2 protein-coding genes are annotated in these 5,680 nt (G+C 72.6%); both read left to right on the top strand.

The window, feature by feature from the left end:
• Positions 1 to 296 precede the first annotated feature (296 nt).
• Positions 297 to 1,922, top strand: coding sequence for a PfaD family polyunsaturated fatty acid/polyketide biosynthesis protein (locus ENSA5_RS26300; protein WP_106394445.1), 1,626 nt, complete (start codon positions 297 to 299; stop codon positions 1,920 to 1,922).
• A gap of 5 nt (positions 1,923 to 1,927) precedes the next feature.
• A partial coding sequence (locus ENSA5_RS26305) for a type I polyketide synthase (RefSeq protein WP_146156142.1) occupies positions 1,928 to 5,680 on the top strand: 3,753 nt, incomplete at its 3' end.

Consider the following 5,680-nt stretch of genomic DNA (forward strand, 5'->3'; position numbering starts at 1 on the left):
CGGGCTGCTAGCCCTGAATCAAGCGCTGCGCGCTCGACTCGGGCGCAAGTTGCGTGGCGGCGACGACACGGCTCAATTGTATCGAGATCCCGGGTGAGAAGTGCCACCTGGTGGCGGGCGAGAGATCTGCACGCGTGAAGGTGAGAAAACAAGCTTCTATAGGAGCCATGCGAGCAGGTCATCCGGCCCACACGATGGCCTGAAGAGGCCCGGTGACACAACTGAGACACGAATTTGTTTGGTTTGCGCTGCCCGTAGGCGCCACTCGGTGGCACCTTCCGGGCTGACGTCGACAAATGGCCTCCGAACATGATTTCTCAGCGGGCTTCTGGCACGCCCAGGACAGCGCTCCGGCCTTCACGGGACCGGCGATCGTCGCCGCGGTCCAGCGCGCGCGCGAGCCGGCCTTCGTGCTTCGACATCCGCAGACCGGCTCGATCGGCGTCGCCGTCGGCGGCGAGTTCGGGATGGATCCGGCGCCGCAGGGGCGACCCGCGTGGCCGGTGTGGGGCCGGCTGCCGCCCTTGTTTCCCGAGTGGCTCGGCGACCGCAGCTTCGCCGAGACCCACGGCGTCCGCTTCCCCTACGTGACCGGCGCGATGGCCAACGGCATCGCAACCACGCGGCTCGTGAGCGAGGCCGGGCGCGCGGGCTTCCTCGGCTTCTTCGGCGCGGCGGGGCTGGCCTACGGGCGCGTCGAACAGGCGGTGTCCGAGCTCTCGCGCGAGCTCGGCGATTCGGCCCCCTGGGGCTGCAACCTGATCCACTCGCCGCAGGAGCCCGCGCTCGAGGACGCGGTCGCGCAGCTGTACATCGAGCGCGGGGTTCGCCGGGTCTCGGCGGCGGCCTTCATGGCCCTGACGCCCGCGATCGTGCGTTACGCGATCGCGGGGATCCACGAAGATCAGCAGGGTCGGATCGTGCGGCCGCGCCAGGTGTTCGCCAAGGTCTCGCGCCTCGAGGTCGCCCGTCACTTCCTCGAGCCGGCGCCCGCCAAGCTGTTGAAGGTCCTGCACGAGCGCGGGCAGCTCAGCGCGCGCGAGGTCGAGCTCGCCCGCCACGTGCCGGTCGCCGAGGACATCACCGTCGAGTCGGACTCGGGCGGCCACACCGACAACCGCCCCCTCGCGGCCCTGCTCCCGAGCATGCTCGCGCTGCGCGACGAGATCGTCGGCGCGCGCGGCTACTCGCGGCCGATCCGGGTCGGCGCAGCGGGCGGCGTCGGCACGCCGAGCGCGGTCGCCAGCGCGTTCGCGCTCGGGGCCGCGTACGTGGTCACGGGCTCGGTCAACCAGGCCTGCGTCGAGTCGGGCCTCGACCCAAGCGGCAAGCAGATGCTGGCCGAGGCCGGGATCGCCGACGTGATCATGGCCCCGGCCGCCGACATGTTCGAGCTCGGCGTCGAGGTCCAGGTCTTGCGCCGCGGGACCATGTTCGGCCCCCGGGCCAAGCGCCTCTACGAGCTCTACCGGGCCCACGCGACCTGGGACGAGATCCCGGCCGAAGAGCGGCGCAAGGTCGAGCAGCAGCATCTGCGCGCGAGCTTCGACGAGGCCTGGGCCTCGACCCGGCGGTTTTGGACCGAGCGCGACCCCGGCGAGGTGACCAAGGCCGAGGCCGACCCGCGCCACAAGCTCGCGCTCGTGTTTCGCTCGTACCTGGGCCAGTCGAGCCGCTGGGCGATCGTCGGTGAGGCCGAGCGCCGGACCGACTTTCAGATCTGGTGCGGCCCGGCGATGGGCGCGTTCAACACCTGGACGGCGGGCAGCTTCCTCGCCGCGCCCGAGGCCCGCACGGTCGTGCAGGTCGCCCGCAACCTGATCGAGGGCGCCGCGGTCATCACCCGCGCCCAACAACTACGCAGCTACGGCGTGCCGGTCCCGGCCGCCGCCTTTGACTACCGTCCGCGGCCACTGGGCTAATTCTCATGACAACGAAGACCCGCCCCCCTCTCGCCATCGTCGGCGCCTCCGCCCTGTTCCCCGGCTCGAGCGACGCGACCGGGTTTTGGACCGACATCCTCGCTGGCACCGATCTGCTGACCGAGGTCCCGACGACCCACTGGCTGCCCGAGGACTACTACGACCCCGATCCGCGGGCGCCCGACAAGACCTACGCCAAGCGCGGGGGCTTCTTGTCGAAGGTCGACTTCGACCCGCTGACCTGGGGCGTGCCGCCGAACATCATCAAGGCGACCGACACCTCGCAGCTGCTCGGGCTGATCGTCGCCGAGCAGGTCCTGCGCGACGCGGCCCGGGGCCAGTTCGAGTCGATGGATCGCTCGCGGATCTCGGTCATCCTCGGGGTGACCTCGGCCCAGGAGCTGCTCGCGTCGATGATCAGCCGGCTGCAAAAGCCTGTTTGGGTCAAGTCGCTGCGCGAGCAGGGCCTCGGCGAGGACGAGGTCCAGGCGGTCTGCGATCGGATCGCCGATCACTACACGCCGTGGGAGGAGAGCTCGTTCCCCGGCCTGCTCGGCAACGTCGTCGCCGGGCGGATCGCCAACCGCCTCGACCTCGGCGGGACCAACTGCGTGGCCGATGCGGCCTGCGCCTCGACCTTCGCGGCGCTGAGCATGGCCGCGCAGGAGCTCTACCTCGGCGACTCCGACATGGTCATCACCGGGGGCGTCGACACGCTCAACGACATCTTCATGTTCATGTGCTTCTCCAAGACGCCGGCGCTGTCGGCCTCGGGGGACTGCCGACCCTTCTCCGATCAAGCCGACGGGACGATGCTCGGCGAGGGCCTGGGCATGGTCGCGCTCAAGCGCCTCGACGACGCCGAGCGCGACGGCGACCGGATCTACGCGGTCCTGCGCGGGATCGGCTCGTCCTCGGACGGGCGCTCGAAGAGCGTCTACGCGCCGGTGTCGGCGGGCCAGGCCAAGGCCCTGCGCCGGGCCTGGGACCACGCCGGGGTCGAGCCGCGGACCGTCGAATTGATCGAGGCCCACGGGACCGGGACCAAGGCCGGCGACGCGGCCGAGTTTCAGGGCTTGAAGCAGGCCTTTGGGGCCAGCGAGGGCGCGCAGTGGTGCGCGCTGGGCACGGTCAAGTCGCAGATCGGCCACACCAAGGCCGCGGCTGGGGCCGCCGGGCTGTTCAAGGCCGTGATGGCGCTGCACCACAAGGTCCTGCCGCCCACGATCAAGGTCGAGCGGCCCAACCCCGCGCTCGAGGTCGACGACTCGCCCTTTTACCTCAACACCGAGGCGCGGCCGTGGATCCGCGGGTCCGAGCACCCGCGGCGCGCGGGCGTGAGCGCGTTTGGCTTCGGCGGGTCCAACTTTCACCTCCTGCTCGAGGAGTACGCGGGCGCCGGGGCCAGGGCCGAGCGGCTGCGCACGCTCCCGGTCGAGCTCGTGGTCCTCGGTGGCGCGAGCGGAGCCGAGCTCGCCAGCAAGGCGCGAGCGTGGGCGGGGCGCTGCGACGAGCGCGGGCTCCTGCGCTTCGCGGCGTGGGACAGCCAGCGTCAGTTCGACCCGAGCTCCCCGGCCCGGCTCGCGCTCGTCGCGAGCGACGAGGACGAGCTGCGGACCAAGCTCGAGCGCGCGGCCAAGCAGATCGAGGCGTCGCCCGAGACCGCGTTCGAGAGCCCCGACGGGACCGCCTACGGGCTCGGGCCCCAAGTCGGCGGGGTCGGGCTGCTGTTCCCGGGCCAGGGCAGCCAGTACGTCGGCATGACCGCGGAGCTGGCCATGAGCTACGAGGTCGCCCGCGGGGCCTGGGACCGCGCCGCCGATGCCCCGCTCGGCAACGGCCTGGCCCTCGACCGCGTCGTGTTCCCGATCCCCCGCTTCGACGACGAGGCGCGGGCGGCCGACGAGATCAAGCTGCGCGAGACCCAGTGGGCTCAGCCCGCGATCGGCTGCGCGAGCGCGTCGCTGCTCGCGATGCTGCGCGAGCTCGGCGTCGAGGCCCAGGCGGTGGCCGGGCACAGCTTCGGCGAGGTCATGGCCCTCCACGCTGGCGGCGTGCTCAGCGAGGCCGACATGCTCCGGGTCGCGCGGCGCCGCGGCGAGCTGATGGCCGCCGCGGCTGAGTCCGACCGCCCGGGGACGATGAGCGCGGTCACGGCCTCGGCCGACGAAGTCCGCGCGGCGCTCGAGGGCGTCGACGACGTCGTGCTCGCCAACCTCAACGCGCCCAAGCAGACGGTCATCAGCGGGCCCGTCCAGGCGATCGAGGTCGCCGAGCAGGCGCTCGAGCGCGCGGGGTTCGGGGTCAAGCGGCTGCCGGTCGCGTCGGCCTTTCACTCGCCGCTGGTGGCCGCGAGCGCCGAACCCTTCGCCGGCTTCCTCGACGAGCTGAGCTTCGAGTCCGCGCAGCTGCCGGTCTACTCCGGCGAGTCCGGGGCCCCCTACGAGGCCGAGCCCGCGGCCGTGCGCGCGCGGCTCGGGCGGCAGATCGCCGAGCCCGTGCGCTTCACCGCGGTCGTCGAGGCCATGGCCGACGCGGGCGTGCATACATTCGTGGAGGTCGGTCCGGGCTCGGTCCTGACCAACCTCGTCGGCAAGATCCTCGACGGGCGCGAGCACGCGGCGATCGCCCTCGACCGGCGCGGGGTCGGGAGCGTGACCTCGCTGACGCGGGCGCTGGCGCGACTGTGCGCCCTGGGTGTTCCGCTGCGCTTCGAGGTGTTGTGGGATGGCTACCTGCCGCCCGCCGATCCGCACACGCGGCCCAAGCCCAAGCTGGCCGTGCCCCTGTGCGGGTCCAACCCGCAAAAGCCCTATCCGCCCGTGGGCGGGGCCAAGGACCTCCCGGGTCCCAATCCTCCGCGGCCCGTGGCCGCCTCGTCGCAGACACCGATGGACAAGCCAAGCACGACCCCGAGTCCCGCCCCTGTCGCCGCGCCCGCGCCCGCGCCTGTCGCCGCGCCAGCTCCTGCGGCCGCGCCGGCTCCTGCGGCCGCGCCAGCTCCTGCGGCCGCGCCGGCGCCTGCGGCCGCGCCCGCGCCTGCGTGGACCCCGGCTCCGGCCGCTCCGGCGATGAGCCCGAGCGCAGCGATCCAGCCCGCGGCTGCGCCCGTGGGCGACGCCTGGCTCGCAGCCTGGCAGGAGGCTCAGCGTCAGACGGCGCAGACCCACGCCATGGTTCAGCAGACGATGGCGAGCTCGCACGCCGCGTTCTTGCGCGTGACCGAGTCCAGCCTCTCGGGCCTCGCCGCGATGGCTGGGGTTGCGCTGCCGGTCGCGCCTGGCGTCGCGGCGCAGATCCCCGCGCAGCCGGTCATGACGGCGCCGCCCGTGCAGCACTACGCGCCTGCACCTGCACCTGCACCCGTGCAAGTCGCGGCGCCCGTGCCCGTACCTGAGCCTGTCGCCACGCCCGCGCCCGTCGCGGCGCCCGAGCCCGCTCCGGTCGCGGCAGCACCCACGCCGCCGGTCGCCGAGCCCGCGCCCGCGCCCGCGCCGGGGGTGGATCTCGAGGCGCTGATGCTGACGGTGGTCGCGGACAAGACCGGCTACCCGGAGCAGATGCTGGAGCTGTCGATGGACATGGAGGCGGAGCTCGGGATCGACTCGATCAAGCGGGTCGAGATCCTGGCGGCGGTTCAAGAGCAGGTCCCGGGGCTGCCGCAGATCGACGCGGGCCACATGGGCACGCTGCGGACGCTGGGCGAGATCGTCGAGTACATGCGCGGCTTGATGGGCGGCGACGCAGGGGCGTCGTCG

This window comes from Enhygromyxa salina (assembly GCF_002994615.1).
GTDB lineage: Bacteria > Myxococcota_A > Polyangia > Nannocystales > Nannocystaceae > Plesiocystis > Plesiocystis salina_A.